We start from the raw sequence: 19,206 nt of genomic DNA on the forward strand, positions 1-19,206 counted from the left end.
GACAAATGCTTTACCAAGGCAGCGCAACGGGCGGGACATCCGCCCTCATCGGCTGAGGCGCCACGACGGGCGCGGGGACAAATCGGAGACGACTATGTGCGGTATTGTTGGCATCGTTGGCAACCAGCCGGTATCGGAGCGCCTGGTCGATGCGCTGAAGCGCCTCGAATACCGCGGCTATGATTCCGCCGGCGTTGCGACCATCAATGGTGGAGCGTTGGAGCGCCGGCGTGCCGAGGGCAAACTCGTCAATCTCGAGATCCGGCTTCGCGAAGAGCCGCTCGCCGGCACGATCGGCATTGCGCACACGCGTTGGGCAACCCACGGCGCGCCGACAGAGCGCAACGCCCATCCGCACTTCACCGACGGTGTCGCCGTCGTCCACAACGGCATCATCGAGAACTTCGCGGATTTGAAGGACGAACTGATTGCCGACGGCGCCAAGTTCGAGACGGACACCGACACCGAGGTCGTGGCACATCTGCTCTCCAGGTTCCGCCGCGAGGGCCTTGGCCGGCGCGAGGCGATGCATGCGATGCTGAAGCGGGTCACCGGCGCCTATGCGCTCGCCGTGCTCTTTGAGGACGACCCGTCGACGATCATGGCGGCGCGCAACGGACCGCCGCTGGCGATCGGCCACGGCAAGGGCGAGATGTTCCTCGGCTCCGACGCGATCGCGCTTGCGCCCTTCACCAACGAGATCACCTATCTGATCGATGGCGACTGGGCGGTGATCGGCGCAAACGGCGTGCATATCTTCGATCTCGCCGGCAATGCCGTCGACCGTCCGCGGCAGATCTCGTCGGCCGCCTATATGATCGACAAGGGCAACCACCGGCATTTCATGGAGAAGGAGATCTATGAGCAGCCGGAGGTGATCGCGCACGCGCTCAGTCACTACGTCGATTTTGCCGGCAACCGCATCAAGGCACTCGGCGGCACGATCGATTTTGCCAAGGTCCCGAGTCTCGCAATCTCCGCTTGCGGCACGGCCTATCTCGCCGGCCTCGTCGGCAAGTACTGGTTCGAACGCTATGCCCGCCTGCCGGTGGAAATCGACGTCGCTTCCGAGTTCCGCTATCGCGAAATCCCGTTGTCGCCGCAGTCGGCAGCACTGTTCATCTCGCAGTCGGGCGAAACCGCCGACACGCTTGCCTCGCTGCGCTACTGCAAGGAGCTGGGCTTAAAGATCGGCGCCGTCGTCAATACGCGCGAATCGACGATCGCCCGCGAGTCCGATGCCGTGTTCCCGATCCTCGCCGGTCCGGAGATCGGTGTCGCCTCCACCAAGGCCTTCACCTGCCAGCTCGCGGTGCTGGCGTCGCTCGCGATCGGCGCCGGACGCGCCCGCGGCACGCTCAGTGCAGACGAGGAGCAGGTGCTGGTTCGCTACCTCTCGGAAATGCCGCGTATCATGGGCCAGGTGTTGAATGCCATCCAGCCGCAGATCGAGCTTCTGTCGCGCGAGTTGTCGAAGTGCCGCGACGTGCTCTATCTCGGGCGCGGCACCAGCTTCCCGCTGGCGATGGAAGGCGCGCTGAAGCTCAAGGAAATCTCCTATATCCACGCCGAAGGTTATGCCGCCGGCGAGCTGAAGCATGGACCGATCGCGCTGATCGACGAAAACATGCCGGTCATCGTCATTGCGCCGCACGACCGCTTCTATGAGAAGACGGTTTCCAACATGCAGGAAGTGGCCGCGCGCGGCGGCCGGATCATCCTGATCACCGATGAAGAGGGCGCTGCCGCCTCGAAGCTCGAAACGATGACGACGATCGTGCTGCCTGACGTCGACGAGGTCGTCGCGCCGATGATCTTTTCTCTGCCGATCCAGCTGCTTGCCTACCACGCCGCGGTGTTCATGGGCACCGACGTCGACCAGCCCCGTAACCTCGCCAAATCGGTGACCGTTGAGTGAACTGGCTTGACCATTGAAGGCATCGTGGCTCAATCCATCCAACGGGCCATGAACTGTCAGTATGCGGGTTTCGGTAATTCGCGGACAGGGTTTCCATTAAATCCCGGACAGCGATTTCACTAAATCCGGGACAGCATTTCCGCTAATTCCCGGACGGCGATTCCGGTAAATCCCGGACAGTCTTTCGGCGATTAAAACATCGACTTTCGCACGCGCCGTTTTGCCATTCTGGACTCCGATTTGAGAGGGGTGCGGAGAAGGAAGGCGGCTGAGCGGACCGTGTCTGGTCTGTGGGACATGATTGGCAAGCTCGTCCATCTCGTCGCGCCAAAAGAATGCAGAAACTACTTCAACTCATGCGGATACGATCCAGCATGAAAGGGAAATGCTCTAGTGAAACGACTGTCCGGGATTTACCGGAATCGCTGTCCTGTTATTCCGAAATCCGCAGTCAGTACGCTCCCCGCAGAGCCGGCGGTACTTTTCGGGGGGCGAAACTTGGTAAAATCCGAAGGTAATCGACCTTCTTGCGAGGCATCAAAAATAGGCACCCGCAAAACGCAAGTGGCTCAACGTAAACGGTCCTCGCTAAGGGCTCGGGCGAGGTCTGCTTGAGCCGTAACCGCTTCAAGTGCGCCGAGAAGACCTGCAATGCCGTGTTCAGCGTCACCTCAGGCACCGCCCACCTGGGTCCTCCTCATGAAGTTGCGAGAGGTTATTGCTTGACGCAGGGAGGAGATGGTGCGCGACGGGGAGGTCGAGATTGACGGCAAGCACGCTAGCGGCCACATCCGCCCGGAGGACAAGGTCGAGGTCGCATCGACCGCCGCCTTAAGAAGTACCAGAACATGGCGCTTGAGGCGGCGGCTGCGCCGAACTGTACTATTCAGGTTTCTGCATAAGGGAGATAGCGTCAGAGTCGGGCTCCGCCCACGGGAATACCTGATGTTCAAGCAAATCGAGACCAGCTCTCTGAGCGAAGTGCCGAAACAAGTCGGACGTCATGTAATTTCGCCATCCTGGAGCTAGGTTGAAGTCCTCGTCAGGCTGTTTCGAATAGTTTGAATGATGAAAGAGCGCCCGTCCGCCTGGTCTAAGCACACGGCTGGTCTCTTGCAGGTATGCAAAAACCGTCACGGGCTCAAAATGCACCATCGCGTCGTAGCTGAATACCGCAGTCGCCGAACCGGTCGGAATGAACCCGAGGCTTTCGCCGCCTTCTGAATGGACGCATTCGATGTTCTTCTTTCCGCTGAAGCGTTTGCAGGCGAATTTGATGGCGTCCTTGGAGGTGTCGACCAGCACGAGTTTCCCGCATTGATCAGCGATCTGGGCCGCATGACGGCCCTTGCCACACGCTATCTCCACCACGGAGGTTAGGTCCAAAGTGTCGAACCGTTTTCTGAAGATGCTACCGGAGACCCAAAACGATCCAAGCTTATCCTCGACCTCATCGAAATAGCCAAAGTCAGGGCTCCCTTCGTTACGCCATTTGTCGATGACTTTCTCTTTGTGATCAACAGTCATGATTGTCTTCCTTCAGAAGTGCATGTGGTAAAACCAACACGTTTTAATGGTGCAATCAACTAGCTAGATTCCACAACATTGGGGTGACGAAATGGCTTGGGAAACACTTTCCATTGATGGCCCTTGAACTCATGTTTGGGGTTGTGGGCCGCTATTGTATCCGTGTATGAGCGGGGCGGCTGCCGTCGTGCGGCATCACGCTGAGGGAGCCGGCCGCGCGCGACGTCGCTTCGTTCTCAAAGCAATGACCAAGATGGAGGCCGAAGATATCTACCGTCTATTGTGACCGGGAGCGGTGGCGACCTCCAATCTCCCGGGCTCGACTAGGCCGCGTTTGACTTCGGCGTGAACCTCGGGCCGTCGCGCGACGTGAACACGCTGCAGGGCAGCGTCGGCGCTCGAGAGGATGGCCACGTCGGAGTGCAAACGCTTGCCGCAGTGGGACGCAAGGTAAACTCGGCGCTCGGTCGTGGATCTCCCTCAATTGTCCCAACAGCCTTTGCGTCGGTAGAAAGCTTCCTTGCGAATTGAATAAGTGATCCGGATCTGGAGAAAGATTCTGTTGCTCCAGGTTCGCCTGCGTCGCCTCGATCTCCCGGACAAGCGCTATCTCGCACGTTCCGAGGTCATCGGCGTCAAGTCGGGGATAGAGACCAGAACGGGTCTGCGACTGTTAGCCTTTGAAGTCCTCGGTGCTGACGAGCGTTTGGTGTTTAGAGTGGACTTAAGTGAATTATTGGGCGATTCACATAACATCGGCTTTCCCGACCATGCCGGTAGCGCCTGCTTTGGTGGTTGAAAGATCACCAGCATCTGGGGAGATTTCATGAGGCGGCGATCTTTGCTACAAATTGGCCTCCTGGCGGCTGCTGAAGGAAACGTTTCACCTTCGGACGGCAAGCCCCCCCTCTACACTGCCTTGAACGGCGATGAAGGCAGTTTCAAATGCGGTCTCTATCCAGTCCCTAGCGGCACCCGACAAACCGGCATTCTTGTCGGTGATGGCGGAGCGGTCTATGGACCCTTCGCATTCAAGATCTTCAACATTGAAGATGTGAAGGTCTATGTCCGGGCGCAAGGCGCCGAGCGTTTCGTCGAGGAGGCTGTAACGGTCGTTAAGTCGGCTGGAGAGGCCCTCGATTCATTCACGATCCAGTTTGCGGCTGACATCCCAGTGACAACGGAATTCGTTGTGTCATCCGAACGCCTGGCGGAGCGCTCCGTCGGTATCGGCGAGGGTATGCAGATCAACATCCCTGTGCTTGAAATGCAGCTTTCGAAATTAACAACTGTATTGCAGGAAGTGCGCCGGGACCTTGGCCGATCGGTGCAATCCGACATTGGAAGTCCGGCGCTACGACTGCCACATTTCAGGGCCGGGACGATCCTTGGCTGGAAGGATGACGGCACGCTTGAAAATAAGGATGCCTCGCATCTCGTCAACGGAGCCGGCCTAGCGACGGCGGCCCAGGGGGCGCTGGCCGACAGCGCGTTACAGCCGGATACGGGACTATTCTGTATAGTCAGTTTCGACGGGGCGTCGGGCTCCATTGTTCCTTCAAATGCCCGGCAGGTTTTCGTCGAGGATAGGCGCAGAACCTTCGTTAAGGTCGGGACCGAGCCAGCGCATGGTCTCAAATTCCAGAATGCTGGGGCATGGTTTGGAGTCGATGATTTGGGTATTGATCCTCTAGCGGCTGGGGCCGTTGGGGATGGGCATTTGGGCGCCACCGCTGTGGACGATAGTGCCGCATTACAATCAATTTTGAGCTATTTCAAATTCACGCGACCGTCGCTTCCCCGCCAGCGCGACAACCAACGAAGCCTTGATTTGCGGGGACGGCAGTATCGCGTAAGTAAGCCGCTATCACTCGAGGGCTGTGATGGACTGGAAATCCGCAATGGGACGCTGATTGTTGATCCATCAACACCATTTGCCCCAAACCGAGCGGTGTTGGAACATGATGTCCCGGACAGTGAGTTGTGGGGTTTTTCACTGAATAGTGTGACTATTCAGTGTAACCAAGTAGCCAATGGTGTTTTGATCAATCGTCCGCAGGAGGGCTTCTTTACAAACCCGACCGTACTCGGTTGGGGCCAGCGCGAGTATGGTATCCGGCTTGGACCCGTTGGCTATAGCGCTGACGTAAAGCTACAAAATCCACGTGTTTCGGGCTTCGCTGTCAGCTATGAAGATAATCCATGGGCTACCCGAACAGGGATTGGCGTCGATCTCCAGATCGCTGACAGCGAAATCCTTGGCGGAAGTGTCGATACAGGGCTGATACCCATTCGTATCCATTCCTCCGGATCTGTGATGAATGGCCATATCTGGAATGGCCAACCTGGAAACGAGGGTAGCGTTGGCGCGAACCCGATAGCAATCGAATTCATCGACGGACATAGGGCTCCATCGCTAATTTCCGGTAATATCGTAGACAACGCGTGCATTATCCTAAATGGGCAATCGCTATACAAGCAGATTGTTGGCAATAAGTTCTATGGCAACCGACAGAACCTCGAAGCGGGCGTGATCATCAAATCTACGGCCGTTGGGCAAGTGATCGCCGATCTGATGATTCAGTCAAACCAGTTCCATAGCTTTTACACCCGCCCAGTTCTAGTCGATGAGACCGTGGCCCCATACGCTGCGCTTAATCGCGTTCTCGTTGCCGACAACCCACTGCGCTCATTTATTCCCACGAACGCTTCATTTACAGAGAGCCTCGCCGCTACAAGAGGATCGCTGCAGATCATCGTTGAAACTGAGAATTTCGATGCAAAAAACATTGTACGATTCAACCTTGGAAAGCGCGGCCTGTTGCTGCCCGCTTATGACGCGGCACTACAGGTCAACGTTGCGCACATGCGGAACTCCCTGTTTGACCTAGAGGGTTCCAGTGTTGCCTTTCAGGGCTGGTGGTACGATAAAGGCACGGGAATTCTACATATGAAGTTCTCGGCCGCCTTCGACGGACGCCTAAAGATCGATTTCGATCAGAGCTATATGTCACGTTTCTGGAGCCCTGAGCCTTAATCAGTCAGCAGATCCCGGTCATGCGTGCTCTCGCCAATTCGACTTGAAGCGATATCCGCCGGGGCTCTAGTCGCCGCTGGATGAAAGTTCAGTGGCAGGTCATGCTGAGCGCAGGCTTGCTCGGATCATCGAGATCCCCCGGTTTCGCGAGGCCAGACATTCAGCAAACCGCGATTGACGCCCCAACGTCGGACGACGGCCGAGATGCCCAAGCTAATCGTACGCAAAGTTCGGCACCTGAATCGGTGTTTCTTGATTTTTTAGTTTAGCTACGCAGAATTGGCTCGCCTGCCGAAGATTGATTATCGTGTGCGCGACAATGTCCAAATGCTGCGACACTAGACCTGCGAACTCCGTAGTTGTCCACTCAAAAACGTGGGATGTGTTGGTCGGTGGACCCATTCTGCTAGACTGGCCGCGATCCGCTAGAATTTCTAGCGCTGGAGTGGATAAGACAAACACTTTAGCGCTCGATGCGGACATAGCACTTAGCAGGCGGTCCGGTTCAAATAAGTGCTCGATTACATCAGAGCAAATTACAAGGTCTCCGCTAAACGTATCCGGCGTTACATATTCGCCGCTAACCCATTCCCTGTCGGGATAAACAGTGCGCAGCTGCGAAAGTGCGGGTTCGATTTCTACGCCTACAGTCTCAAAGTTGGCAAAATATTTCATAAGTTTAAAGCCAGAACCGCAACCGAAATCGACAATCCGGCGAAAGTTGTTCGCCTCTGCTAAGCGCATTGCGTTAATGTAGACTTCACGTTGCCATTGTTCTTGCATGCCGCGGTCGTCGTAAGCCATCGGTGTATTTTGATGCGAGTACGCGTTGGCTACTCCTTGCCGCGCCCTCCACGATACTCGCACTTGTGGAGGCACTTCGCCCAGTCGCTCAGATCTGGGGGTGACAAATTCAGCGCGATCGACTGCTTCGCCTTCATCGCGCGTTCTTAGAGGCAGCGCGCGCCGCATGCGCTCCATACTGTGTTGTTCTGGAGTAAGTCCCAAGGCGTCGGCATCCCGATCGAACCTCCGAATTGCGGCCTGAGAATCGTGTTCTTCGCCGTGGAGGTGGGCTTCTGTAATCGACGCTTGGTCACGTAAAAACGACTCGGTTGGCTGGAGACCGTTCTTGCGCAAAAAGGCTATAAATCTTTGTTTCTTTAGAGGAAGGCTTTTCAAAAATAACGTGGGATCAGCGAGTTCGTAATATGATTCTGGAGTAATACGCGCGTCAAAGTCAGTAAAGCGCATGTGAGGCATATTATAGTATTGGGCCAACTCCTCAGTCCGCGTATCCAGAGTCAGCAACAACGTGCGTGCGCCTTCTATGGCCGCAACAACGTTTCCATGGAAACGAGAACCAATCGCTAAGTCCACTCGGCTCATCGCAGCGCGCCACGTTTGTAAATCTAAATAGAATTCCGCGCGCTCGCTCAGCCATCGTAGCAGTTTCCAAGATTGAATATGATCCTCGGAATAGTGGCGCAACCGATACTGAAGGCCAGCATCCATTTTGCGGCTATTCGCAAACTGAAGCAGAGAGACTTCCGACTGTTCGACGAAGATCGCGTCATTCTCACAACCGAAGCGAAGCAACTCATTAATGGCATCGCGATAGTGGCCGTGCCATGTAGTGTGAACCGCAAGACGAGGCGATGCGCCAGATGGCACTGACCGAAACTGGCCATCAATCATAAAAACGGAAGGACAGCCAACAACATCGACGTTTTTAACACCGAATCCGTCAAGAACTTCAGCAGTGTAGTCGCCGCGTACGCCAATTGATGTGGATCGCTCTGCGATCAGGTCGAGGAAACGACGAGTCCCGCTAGACAGGGAGATTGGCTCACCACGCGTTTGCGCTTGGGCACCGGCACCAAGCACAACGATTTTCTCAACATTGGATTGTTCTATTGCGTGTGCATGGTCCCCTAGATCATTATCAGGCGATATCCAGTTCCCCATGCTGAGGACAAGTGTCTTTACCTCGGAGGGGATGTCGTAAGCGTCCTTTATTCTGATCGAATAATTGAAAAATCCTGCCAGGGAGTCCCAGAATAGAACGTTTCCAGTATTTCCGGCAAGTCTAATAATGTGGGACGCGACATCGTCGCCCTTTGCCAAGGTCACGTCCGGATGGAAGAATGCCGTAGTGTCCACGTTACGTTGTGACTGCCGGACAACACCTGCTTCGTCAGCCTTGATGTTTGAATGTTCTGCTCCCGAAGCCGACGTTTGCCTATGGTTCGTTTGTTGTTCAATCATTGGGACGTCCTCGCTTGATACGATGAAGAGGAACCTGCGTTGAGTAGCGGAGATCGAAGGCGGATCAGCCCATTATTTTTCGCCAACCAACCGGTCAAAATCGGTGCGTAGCTGCCACGGTCGAATTTCGCGCCCATTGCGTGTGCCAACCGCAACCGCCAAACGTCGCAAGACTTCAAAACCTTCACGACCTTCTAGGAATCCGTAACCTTGGTAATGCTTTAGGCCATGCTCACTTGCTCGACTTCCGAATGCGTCCTGCAGATCCTTATATCGCTCCACATACTCTTTAGCTTCAGTCGCTGAAATAAACGCCAGGCTCGTTCTTGCTGCTTCAAGTCGACCGGCTGCAATATCAAGTGCAGTAAGTGCGCCCTGAAGTTTCAAAGCCAGGTCCTCTGTCGTTGTTATTGACGAGAGTGCATCAGACAAGCTTGCCGCCTGGCTCGCCTTCAACTCTGGCGAACTAGCGAGAGTGTGGGCGAATTCAATCGCGAACTCGTTTGCTTCACCCGTCCGCTCGAGGAAATTCGCAAGTTCAGCGGAAGCGTCATCGAAACGACGCAATGCCCAAAGCGTCACGAGTTCGGTAGTCGTAGAGATTTCGCCGGTGTCATGGCGCGCAACCCAGTGGGCAAATGTACCTGCCACTGGGCGTGCTCTTCGCTCAATCATACTTTCGCTGTTGGCCTCCGGTTTGCAAAGGGCCTGTTCCCAAGCTAGCGCGGCTGACGGAGCGCTTATCGCAATCGCATATTCACGAAGGGCCTCAACGTGGTCCGGCAAGCTGTTTCGTGTTGAAGCCACTCGGGTGAGCAAGGCAGCGTGCGGCGAACTTGAGGTCAGCCAATGCGCCATGTTTTGCTCGTCTGAGATCGCCTCGATGCCTGCAGCGAGTTCAAGCGCATCAATCCATTCGGCTGCGTGTGGGGCTACATCAATTGCGTTCGTAACTCGTTGCTTGTTCACCAACCGCGACGTGCTAGAAATCATACTCGGTTTACCGACTTCGTACAGGTACAGAGGTTCGGGTACAATAGTCAGATTTCCGCCTTGCTGCGCCGCACGCAGGTAGAACTCGTAGTCCTCGTAACCGACTCGCTTAATCTCGGTATAGCCACCAATCTTATCGAAGAACGATCTCTTAATAAGGGCCGTTGCCGCTCCAAAATGGTTCGCTAGATGCGACAACGAAATTGGGCCACCGGTGGGAACGTAGGACACCTTTGTCTTCAAGCTTTCTGGGGCAAGTTCAAACTTGCTTCTGTCGCTAGCCTCCAAGTATAGATTCAAACAATTAACGATATCGGCGTCAGTGTGGCCTGCAACCTCGACTAGCTTTTCCACCGCGCCCGGCAGCAAAAGGTCATCATCATCAAGGAAGATCACGTAGTCAGACGTGGTTTCCTTGACAATCGTGTTACGGGCGGCTCCGAGGTAGCCGTTCTCTCGCTGAATGAACCGCCCTCCGGTTCGCTCAACCAACTGTTTTAGGTGGGGTATGGCTTCTTTTGTTTCGTTGGAGCGTGAGCCGTCGTCGACGACAACGAGTTCAATATTCTCGTACGTTTGCCGCAGGACAGACATCACGGCTCCGATGACCTTTCGGGGCCTTTCAAAATGCGTAATGCCGACCACCACCTTGGGCTTCGCGGTGAAAGGACCTGCGACGCCTTCAACAGGCTGATAAGTCGAATGGAACTCCAGCCATTGTGCTGATATATCTTCCGGTGTTTCGGCGAATTGTGGAACTAGTGCTCCTTCACGGAGCAATCGTTTCAGCCGTTCGGCTATCGCCTCCGGTTCCGCGTCGACAACTGCGTCGCGATGGTAGTCCGAATGAATAAGCTCTTTTCCTCCACCAGATCGGGAGGTTAGAACGGCCCGCCCGGCGGCCAATGTTTCGACAACTGTATACGGAGAGTTCTCAGCCGAGGAAGGGATGACTACTAGTGTCGCAGGGCGGGATGCGAGAAACGCGAGTGCCTCCAAGCGGTCGAGGTCAATTCGCGCTTCGATTGGGAAGCCCCATTTGCGCGATCGTTCGCTCAAAAAGACGCCTGACGACCAGCCGTTGACTTCGCCCAGGCCACCAAGGAAGCAGACCGAAGTTCCGGTTTCAGCTAGCACCGGTTCGATCAGATCCAACGCATCACAAAAAGTAACAATACCCTTTCTGGCTTCGTGCCTTCCAAAAAAGATAAGTTGGCGTATCTTCGTGCGTTCGCCCGTGGCATGGCGATTGCGGTGAATGCGCACACTTTGGCTACACACATTTTTGATCATGTGCACCCGCTCGTCTGCGGGTAGCTTGAAGCCGTTCTCCCGGAGCCATTCGATCAGGTAGTTACTTGGGCTCACGACATGATCCGCAAGCCGAATCGCTTCACGTTCCAAATAGTCGATCAGAATCTGATTGGAGTGGGTGAAGAGTGCTCGATTGGCGTGGAGTGCCCAGCGGGTTGGGCCATGCAATTGAACAACCAGCGTTGTATCCGCAAAGGCAATACCTTGCCGTTTCGCGGAGCAAGAGAAGAACCCAAGCCCTTTATAGTCGTGGAAGTGTATAAAGTGGTAGTTTTTCTTAGCTTCCTTAATATATCTGTAAACACTGTAGGATCTATTAGCAACGTCTCCAGTATTCCAGACATATTTTGAAGGATCGATAAACTCCAGCTTTACCCCGCGATCAGCAAAGGCGTCGACAGCACGGCGACGCCTTGCATCATCGAAGTTCTCATTAGGTATATAGAGAATATCGACACGGTGTCCATTTTCGGCAAGCATAATTGCCATCTCGTAGATCGCCGCACCAATGCCGCCAGATTTTCCGTAGACGGCCAGTTCCTCGGTGACAAGTGCAATTTTGAAGGTCATCTTGGTATCCACTTATTCAATCCTCGCACGACTACATTTGTTGCAGTCACGCAGCGAAGGGTTAACTGCGTGCGATCTCTTTAAGTTTGGTTGAGCCCACAGCTATTCATTAGACTTAGATTTTTTGGCGAATGTCGCAAGCAACAGCGACAGTCCGTCTCTAAGAGAAGTGTGGCATTCATAGTTAAGCGTTCTACGTAGGTTCTTGACGCAACCCCTCGAATACTTGACCTCTCCGGCTAGGTTGCCATGATATTCGATCTTTGAGCGGGAGTTGGTTTCGCTGATCATCGCTTGTGCGAGCTCGTTAATGGATGTCTCAATCCCACTACAAACGTTGATGACGTTAGCCCCTGTGGCGGCAGCAGATGCCGCACGAATCAAGGCTTCAACGATGTCATCGACATAAACGAAGTCGCGCGTCTGACTCCCATCGCCAAAAATAGTGATGTCTCGACCATTCGTAACTTGTTCGGCAAATTTTGTGATGACGCCGGAATACGGTGACAGGGGATCTTGTCCCGGCCCATACACATTGAAAAATCTAAGACCGGTCGTGGTGATACCGAAGACCTCATAAGCTGCACGCGCGTGCAGTTCACAAGAGAGCTTGTCGACTCCGTAAGGCGACAGGGGAATGCACCTCCTTTCTTCTGAAAGGGGCAGGTCCTCAGTTCCTCCGTAAACGGCCGCCGAAGAAGCGTACACTAATGGTATGGGCTTACCCGAACGGACAATTTCTTCGACGATGCACAAAAATCCAGTAATGTTGGTCTGGTGTGAGAGTTTGAGCTGCTTGTTGCATTTTTCTACCGACGCCACCGCGGCAAGATGAATACAAGCATCGACTTCAGTAAGTGCTCTTTGGACGGCGTGGCTGTCCAAAACAGACCCCTCAATGAAAACGGCAGCTTGGGGAATCTCAGCAAGCTTTCCGGAACTTAGATTATCCAGAATTACGACATCGTATTCGAGTTCAACTAATTTCCGCACGAGGTGTGTCCCAATAAAACCGGCACCCCCTGTAACTAATATCCTCTTCAAAGTATCTTCCTTCAAATTCAAATCTCTCAACGAAATTATCTTCAAGGTGAGCGAGTACACCCAACTTTTTACTCGCGAAACGCGCCGAGCCGAAGGAACAGCAAACGCAATACCGTCGGGTGTTATCGTTCTGATGCTAGGTCGTCAACCGGTTGCTGCACTTTCGCGGAGTATCCTGCGTGGTAGGTTTGCGCAGCGGTGCTGCATGAGCGGTCGAAGGAACTCTCTCACGCGCGATTTCTGGTTGCTAGCCGACCCAGAGGTTTGTCAGCAACCCATCAGTTTATCACGGCTAGCTCTCGAGCATGATTCTTCTGCAAACTCGCTCCAACAGCAGTCCTCCGAACAAAGCTGTGAGTGCGAAGCCGACGAGATAGGAACGATCTAAGAGGCGATCAGGATATGTCTCGAAGTAAGCGGTTCTCATCCATTCCACAGCCTGAGTAATCGGATTCCATGATAGCGGAATTGCGATAAGGTCGGGAAGATAAGCTGTAACAAACAGGGTGCCCGAGGAGACGTATGCCAAGATCATCAGCAAGGCGTAGATAGTCACTGCGAAGTTGAAGAACATAGCGATCACACCGACTAAGATGCCTACGCCGACGGCGAGCAATGCGGTTGAGAGGTACGCGAGCACGGCTTCTTCCGGATTCGCGGGCCAAGGGTTCTCGCCAAGCAAAAAAAGTATGGTAAACATGAAAAAAAGTGTGAGCAACGCTGCAGTTATTTCCAAATAAGCTCGGGCCATGAGAATATCTAGCACCTGAACTACGGGAAAGGCTAACATCGGCCTATTCAAAATTACTGAAAGGGACATGAAGCGCGAAACATACATGAACAGCAATGTTGGAATTAGGCCCGTGGCAAAAAAAACGTTGAGACTGTCTCCAAAGGGAGCCTGGCGCCCAGCAAAATGATAAATGCCGAGGAGAATGATCATGTGTGCTAACGGCCATAGAGCTACTATGAGAAAACCGAGCCCGTGATCAAAAAAACGCGTCCGCATGTCCCTGAGTACAACCGCCTTCATCACGTTGTACTTTTGGCGTAACGCGTAAGACAATGTTGTGGGGTCAGTTTGATTGCTTGTCATGAATTGCACTTCTGTTCGTGACTAGAGAAGGAGGGCGCAATCGCACTGGAATCGCAAGTTCATTTCTATGCCAAACGTTGCCTGTCTAATAGAAGTAAACGTCGACGGATATGCCGAGCGGCAAAAAAATGTCGACAGCCTCTCTTCGCCGGTCCAAGCAAGGTATTACAAAGTGCTTTCTGTAAGATTGTGGTGATCCAAACTCTATCGCCTTACTATTCCACTTGACCGCTACGTCCACACCATGACCGGTGACGATTTCCATTTCTCCCTCCCAACTCCCGTCCTGAGGCAGCGGGACGCGAATTGCGTCACATGCAACCATATTATCAATGTGCCCTTTGAGTTGTGACTCTCCACATAGTAGCTTTGCATGACCGGATTTGGGCATCGCAATCTTTGCGCTTCTCGCAAAGGTAATTTTGTCTAGCAGCAGTTCACTTCGCTCTCGCTGTAGCAGTGCCTTCACCCCCAAATTAGTAGAATCGTCCAGACCCAGAGCGCGTTGCACGTCAGGTCGCTCGTAGCGCTCCACTAACAGCGGCTTGAAATATTCATGGCCAAACAACATTGCTTTTGGATTCCGTGGGTGACCGCACCGATCGACAAGCCACCCTCTCAGGATGTAGCATTGCCCGCGATCACCCGTCCGAATTGTTTCGTGTTGCAGTTCCTGCCTATGAAGGCGCGGTTTTAATTTGCCTTGCGATGCTTGGCGCACGAGCTCCTCGCGCTGCCGGCCCACGCTAATATTAATAGCATCGCGAGTCCGGCCGAGCTTCACGGCGAGTTCCGCAAGTATCTCGCGCGCTTCAGAGGAATTAGGGTCGACACTCATCAGCCTGCGGTGATGATCGGCCGCGCGTTCTTTCGAGAGATTGTGGCACGTTAGATTGGTAATCTGCTCGGATAGATCTCCGCTGATGGCGTATCGAATAATGTCGCCATCCGCTGTTGATTTCACGCCGTCGACAGCCTCAAAAATTCTTTGGAAGTTTTGGGCTGTATCGCCTGTCGCCAACATACCGCCGCTACTGACGCGGTAGTGAAATAGTGGCTCCGGGACAATCCCTAGCTTGTACCCCATCAAATGGGCCCGCAGAAACAGTTCCCAGTCTTCGAAGCCGACGCCACGCAATTCGGTAAAGCCGCCAAGCTTAGCGAAGACGCTTCTCTTAATAAGAGCATTTGCGTCACCAAAGCGGTTCCGAAAATAAGAAAAAATTCCTCCGATCCCGATTGGGTAAAATTCAATGGATCTTCTTTCTTGTCCCACAATGTCGTGTACAAATGGACCTCGCGCGTCATCGGCACGGAACACGAAAGCTTGACAGGTCAACACATCGGCCCCTGAGCTTAGCGCTGCTTTGACGAATACTTCAATTTCCTGCTTTTCGGCGACATTGTCGTCGTCATGGAAAAGCAGGTAATCCCCTTTGGCATGACGTGCCGCGGTATTGCGTGCGGCCCCTAGATATTTGTTTGGTTCCCGTAGAATTTTAACTGGGAATCGAAAATTAGTTCGCTCAATAATATCGAGTTCTTCATGTGACTCTTTTGTTCGGCTGCCATCATCAACAATAACTATTTCAACGTTGTCGTAACTTTGCGCCTCAAGCTGTTGGAGTGCCAGTCGAAGAAAATTTGGACGCTCATAGTGGGTAATGCAAACACTAACCAAGGGCCGCGAAGAATCTACTTCAACCATTTCTTCAGCATTTTGCTGCAGCGCCGCATGTATTTCAGCCCATGCTTCTTTGATCCGTCGCGGGACGAGTGTCGACTCTAGCCGATCTATCCCCAAAACTGCTGCACGCTGAATCGCCTCGGCGAGCGCCTTGGGTTCTGCTTCCGGTAGACAAGCTTTCCGGCTATCGGGCGCTATGAGTTCCGCTATTCCCCCTACATTAGTTGCGATGAATGGCGTGCCTATCGTGAAGCATTCACCTACGACGCATGGGCTGTTTTCAACCACGGAGGGCATCACGCAGAGTGCACTCTTGGCCTTCCGAATGAACCGGAGCGCGTCTTGTTGATGTAGATCGTTAACGAAATCGATTTCCCCGCCGTATCCACTTAGCTTTCTAAGGGCGGCAGAGCCAGAGAATTCCTGGTTAAGGCGATCAAAACGTCCGAGGAAGACTAAATTCGGTTGAAAACTCTTGGGGAACACCGCTGCCGCGCTAAGGAAGAGTTCAAAGCCCTTTCGACGTTCATGCCTCCCAAAGAAGATCAGGGTGTCTATACTGCCAGGGGCCACAGGTGCACAACTTAAGGGTTGTTCGCCGTCGAACCCATCATTAAACCATTGGGGTAGCAACCAATTGCACACCCTTGATTTTGGGAGCCGAATTCCTGAAGCGGTGTACCAATCTAGAAGATATTCGCTGGGGCTGATCACTAAGTCCGAATTTTCGATTTGGCTCTTCTCGATTGCTTCTGTCTCAAACTCTTCAAGGCGCGGAAGGTTCTTATTGTGCCTCCGAACCCACTCGGAACTACCGTGCAAATGGGTTACGATTACGCTGGATATGAGGCCTTGGCGACGTGCCATTGCCGTATAGAAGCCTGAACCGAGCCAGTCGTTGAAATGCACTACGTGATAGTTCTGCGATTTGATATATCGATAGACGCAATATGACTTCGATATAGCGTCAACAGGCTGTGATACAACATCATCTGCGTCAACGAGATCTCGAAGAAATCGAACTGTAAAGCTGCTGAAGTTTCTCAGCTGCTCTCGCTGTGTTGCTTGACTGCAGTCCAGATCAGTTATTAAAACGTCGACTTGGTAGCCTAGCGACCGCAGGTGTAAGCTTTGACCCAGCGCGCATGCGCCAATCCCACCAGATCTGTTTAAGCCTGCAAGCTCTTCGGTGACTATCAAAATCTCGCCAAGCCGCGATGACATACTTGATTTCCTTTATTAACGTCGGCAATTCAAATGAGCACACATAGATCAAACATGATTGACCCGCTGTTCTACGTTGAAATGCAGCTTTGGTGCTGCCAGGCTCAAGTAACTTTCGGATGCTGCAGCATTAGATAGGAAACCGAAAGGATGGCTGGGCTGTAGCTCACAATAGGCGTTGCCTGCTATTACTTGCCAGTCTCGATGGGGTAGGGGATCTGCTCCGTACAGCCCGACGGGAGTGCAGCTCGTGCAGGAGCCCGTATTCCTTGAATCGCATATCGTGCCTTACTTCGCGTTGTTTCGACGGCAAACGCGAGTCCGTTGTTGCGGCCGGTCAGCACACAACGTGAACTGATCACTTTAGTGGCTTGCAGGTACATTCTTCTCTCCGGTTTGTCCACAACACCCTGGGCTGCGTCCCCGGGGAGTTCGCCCGAGCGCGCAGACCGTGTTGTCCGGACGGCAGTTACATTTTGGGCTGCTGTGCGACGGGCTGATTGTCGGTCGAGTACTTCTGATGTTCCGTCGACATCCGAACGTAGATCGCCGCCCGAACCTTGAGTTGCTCGTCCGAGGGTGGTTGTTCGCAGCCGTTCTCAGTCCAAACGATGACCACCGGTATATATCACGTGTGAATTGAGGTCAGAATGCCGAAGTATAGACCGGGGAGGTGGGCAGTATGGTTCAGAATACGGGCACAATTGTTCCAGCATCAGCGCGCGCCGCCAGAGACGATTACGTTGCCGCGCCACGTCACGAATTGGGTGGGAGAGGCCATGCGATAAAGACGATCATGCGCTGGACAGGCGCGAGGGGCCGAACGGCGAGGTATCGGCTAGCCGGCGATCGCGGCCCCGACGGATGGCACCTCATTCTGCTGGCCAGACACTGAAGTGTTGCAGGTTGTACTCGCAATGGCGCACCGCGATATTCTGTCTGTCACACGCGAACTGCGCGCAGCCGAAGCGGCCTTGGCCCGAGAAAGTGCAAGTCTCAAAAGCATTGCGGTGACATTGATGCGATGAGGCGCCTTACATCTATCGTTCTGCTTGGAAGGCGCGTCGCCACTGAGTGAAACGCAGTGCTGCCGACCAAATCACTCCGGGATTGCATAGGCTCGCGTTCGAAATCCCCTTGCCTTAACGGCCTTCAGGTGGATAGTCTGCCAAGGTCTGTGAAGTCGAACGCTCAGACGGAAGGCTCCTTATGCTCTCGAGGCAAAAGGGGCCTTTTTGCTGGTTGTTTCCTTTCAGGTCCTCCGTCTTCCGCATCGAGCCGACGCATATACGGGCCTGCTAAACTCAAGCAATTGACATCCCCTGTCACGCTCCCATAGCATTCATGCCTGCCGAGGGGCGCACCTGACGGTGCTGAGATGGCGGTGAGCCAGACCCTTGAACCTGATCCGGATCATACCGGCGTAGGAACGGCAAGGGCCTCTCTGGCACCCCCGCGTCTCCGCCGTTCATCTGGATCTCCGTGATTTTGGTTTCGGGAGATCGTTGGTGCCAATACGCTGTTCAGAATGTAGCGACGAAGAACTGCAGGGAGCGAGGCGACCGACCCATCGGCTCAATCTATCTTCCAGGTTGCCCGGAAGACCTGCCTCAGTTTGCGCGTGTTTGAGCCGGTGGCTTGAGCGCGCTTTCGCCATCATTGGACCCGGTTCTACATTTCAGCGGAGCCAGGCATGACCACTATCGCCGTCACTATTGCGGGCTCGGATTCCGGTGGTGGTGCCGGCATCCAGGCGGATCTGAAGACGTTTTCGGCGCTCGGCGTCTATGGTGCCAGCGTGATCACGGCCATCACCGCGCAAAACACCCGCGGGGTCACGGCCGTCGAGGATATCTCTCCGGCTGTTGTCACAGCTCAGATCGATGCGGTGTTTTCGGATCTCGCCGTTGGCGCGGTGAAGATCGGCATGGTGTCCCGTCAGGAGACAATTGCGGCGATCGCGTCCGGTCAGAAGCGATACGGGCATTTGGCTGTCATCGATCCGGTCATGGTCGCTACTTCAGGTGACGTATTGTTGCGTCCGGATGCGATCGCGACGCTCAAGGAGGAGTTGCTGCCGCTTGGCCTCATCGTGACGCCCAACCTGCCCGAAGCGGCGCTGTTGACGGGCCGCGCGATTGCCGAGAACGAGACGGAAATGGCCCGCCAAGCGGAGATGCTCCTGAAGCTTGGTGCGCGCGCCGTGCTAATGAAAGGCGGGCATGCCAAGGGAGATGAAGCTGTTGATATCCTCTTCAACGGGGATACCCCCTTGCGCTTGTCGCGCCCGCGGGTCGAGACGAGGAACGATCATGGTACTGGCTGCACGCTATCTGCCGCGATCGCGGCTGGTCTCGCCCGTCGCCTCACGCTCGAGGAAGCGGTTGTAGCCGCCAAGACCTATCTGCATGACGCGCTTGTTGCCGGAGCAGCGCTCAAAATCGGGCAGGGGCGGGGACCGGTTCATCACTTCCATCGATGGTGGGCACCGAACGGCGATTAATTCCATTCCGGCGCTTGGCGCCGGT

General features: G+C 54.2%; 10 protein-coding genes, 1 pseudogene and 1 riboswitch. Of the genes and pseudogenes, 5 read left to right on the top strand and 6 right to left on the bottom strand.

All coding sequences use genetic code 11. The annotated features are described in order from the left end of the window. The first annotated feature begins 94 nt into the window (after nt 1-94). On the top strand, nt 95-1,918 hold the full coding sequence (glmS, locus tag ACTJKE_RS21660; protein ID WP_440692306.1) for a glutamine--fructose-6-phosphate transaminase (isomerizing): 1,824 nt from the start codon (nt 95-97) through the stop codon (nt 1,916-1,918). A 258-nt stretch (nt 1,919-2,176) separates the two neighbouring features. After that, nucleotides 2,177-2,296, top strand: a pseudogene (locus tag ACTJKE_RS21665) (IS630 family transposase); the annotation flags it as partial. A 504-nt stretch (nt 2,297-2,800) separates the two neighbouring features. Here ACTJKE_RS21665 and ACTJKE_RS21670 read toward each other — a convergent pair. Further along, nucleotides 2,801-3,445, bottom strand: a complete 645-nt coding sequence (locus ACTJKE_RS21670; protein ID WP_440692308.1) for a methyltransferase domain-containing protein — start codon at nt 3,443-3,445, stop codon at nt 2,801-2,803. Nucleotides 3,446-4,007: 562 nt separating this feature from the next. Between ACTJKE_RS21670 and ACTJKE_RS21675 the strand changes: the two genes are divergently transcribed. Then, nucleotides 4,008-4,244 (top strand): hypothetical protein, encoded by a 237-nt coding sequence (locus ACTJKE_RS21675; protein WP_113399096.1) that lies wholly within the window; start codon nt 4,008-4,010, stop codon nt 4,242-4,244. Between the two features lie 27 nt (nt 4,245-4,271). Continuing rightward, entirely contained in the window at nt 4,272-6,482 is a 2,211-nt protein-coding gene (locus ACTJKE_RS21680) for a hypothetical protein (RefSeq protein WP_440692310.1), read from the top strand. A gap of 213 nt (nt 6,483-6,695) precedes the next feature. Here ACTJKE_RS21680 and ACTJKE_RS21685 read toward each other — a convergent pair whose 3' ends face one another. From ACTJKE_RS21685 to ACTJKE_RS21705, 5 genes are all read right to left on the bottom strand, one after another. After that, nucleotides 6,696-8,750: a polysaccharide pyruvyl transferase family protein gene (locus tag ACTJKE_RS21685; RefSeq protein ID WP_440692312.1), complete on the bottom strand. Its 2,055-nt coding sequence runs from the start codon at nt 8,748-8,750 to the stop codon at nt 6,696-6,698. A gap of 72 nt (nt 8,751-8,822) precedes the next feature. Further along, nucleotides 8,823-11,627: a glycosyltransferase gene (locus tag ACTJKE_RS21690; protein ID WP_440692314.1), complete on the bottom strand. Its 2,805-nt coding sequence runs from the start codon at nt 11,625-11,627 to the stop codon at nt 8,823-8,825. A 102-nt stretch (nt 11,628-11,729) separates the two neighbouring features. After that, entirely contained in the window at nt 11,730-12,686 is a 957-nt protein-coding gene (locus tag ACTJKE_RS21695; RefSeq protein WP_440692316.1) for an NAD-dependent epimerase/dehydratase family protein, read from the bottom strand. A gap of 277 nt (nt 12,687-12,963) precedes the next feature. Continuing rightward, entirely contained in the window at nt 12,964-13,767 is an 804-nt protein-coding gene (locus ACTJKE_RS21700) for an ABC transporter permease (protein ID WP_440692318.1), read from the bottom strand. A gap of 85 nt (nt 13,768-13,852) precedes the next feature. Continuing rightward, nucleotides 13,853-16,678 (bottom strand): glycosyltransferase, encoded by a 2,826-nt coding sequence (locus ACTJKE_RS21705; protein ID WP_440692320.1) that lies wholly within the window; start codon nt 16,676-16,678, stop codon nt 13,853-13,855. A gap of 1,344 nt (nt 16,679-18,022) precedes the next feature. Then, nucleotides 18,023-18,125, top strand: a riboswitch (TPP riboswitch). A 246-nt stretch (nt 18,126-18,371) separates the two neighbouring features. Here ACTJKE_RS21705 and thiD point away from each other — a divergent pair. Further along, a complete protein-coding gene (gene thiD / locus ACTJKE_RS21710) occupies nt 18,372-19,181 on the top strand; it encodes a bifunctional hydroxymethylpyrimidine kinase/phosphomethylpyrimidine kinase (protein WP_440692322.1) in 810 nt (269 codons plus the stop codon). Nucleotides 19,182-19,206 lie beyond the last annotated feature (25 nt).

This window comes from Ensifer sp. 22521 (assembly GCF_052044795.1).
GTDB lineage: Bacteria > Pseudomonadota > Alphaproteobacteria > Rhizobiales > Rhizobiaceae > Ensifer.

Coding starts and splice junctions, on each gene's coding strand:
- ACTJKE_RS21690 (WP_440692314.1), bottom strand. CDS start 11,627: ATGACCTTCAAAATTGCACTTGTCACCGAGGAACTGGCCGTCTACGGA.
- ACTJKE_RS21685 (WP_440692312.1), bottom strand. CDS start 8,750: ATGATTGAACAACAAACGAACCATAGGCAAACGTCGGCTTCGGGAGCA.
- ACTJKE_RS21700 (WP_440692318.1), bottom strand. CDS start 13,767: ATGACAAGCAATCAAACTGACCCCACAACATTGTCTTACGCGTTACGC.
- thiD (WP_440692322.1), top strand. CDS start 18,372: ATGACCACTATCGCCGTCACTATTGCGGGCTCGGATTCCGGTGGTGGT.
- ACTJKE_RS21705 (WP_440692320.1), bottom strand. CDS start 16,678: ATGTCATCGCGGCTTGGCGAGATTTTGATAGTCACCGAAGAGCTTGCA.
- glmS (WP_440692306.1), top strand. CDS start 95: ATGTGCGGTATTGTTGGCATCGTTGGCAACCAGCCGGTATCGGAGCGC.
- ACTJKE_RS21670 (WP_440692308.1), bottom strand. CDS start 3,445: ATGACTGTTGATCACAAAGAGAAAGTCATCGACAAATGGCGTAACGAA.
- ACTJKE_RS21680 (WP_440692310.1), top strand. CDS start 4,272: ATGAGGCGGCGATCTTTGCTACAAATTGGCCTCCTGGCGGCTGCTGAA.